The organism is Pseudoalteromonas sp. S1612 (assembly GCF_005887175.1).
Classification (GTDB): Bacteria; Pseudomonadota; Gammaproteobacteria; order Enterobacterales; family Alteromonadaceae; genus Pseudoalteromonas; species Pseudoalteromonas undina.
In genome coordinates this window covers 1-553 of sequence record NZ_PNDH01000194.1, presented here as the reverse complement: position 1 = coordinate 553, position 553 = coordinate 1, and the positions used below count along the sequence as shown (strand labels likewise).

The window sequence follows — 553 nt, the reverse complement described above, 5'->3', positions numbered from 1 at the left end:
TCACAAAAGTAAACATCTGTATTCGTATTTTTAGTAAATCTTTTATGGTCTGCTAATTCCATTCCCCGATCCCACGTTAGTGTGTTTTTAAGTGCCTTTGGTAAACCATTAAATTTCAGAATAAGTGCATTTACTACATTTTTAGTATCCTTACCATTAACTTGTACCAAAGCTGTATACCGTGTTTTTCGATCAACCAATGTTGCTATATGTGAGTTGCTACTTCCTGATATTAAATCGCCCTCCCAGTGACCTAGAGTTTCTCGTGTTTCAATTTCATGAGGCCTTTCATGAATTGTTTTAGCATCAATAATACCTTTATAAATTCCCTTATTTGTTGAGCGTTTACCATGCCTCAACTTACGTTTTGAGCGAAGATGGCTAAGGACTGCTTTTTCGAAAATATAGCGTGATGGGATAAATACCGTTTTATAAATAGTCTCATGTGAGATATGCATTTCAGATGATGCTGGGTGTTTTATTTTTAACCAGCCAGAAATTTGCTCTGGTGACCAGTCATCTAGTAGCTTAGATTCAACCAAATCGCTAAGTG

The 553-nt window shown here is 36.0% G+C and carries 1 protein-coding gene; it reads right to left on the bottom strand.

The genetic code is table 11. The features are described 5' to 3' along the window. The coding region (locus CWB78_RS18660) for an IS30 family transposase (protein ID WP_138596862.1) at positions 1 to 553 on the bottom strand (553 nt) is incomplete at both ends.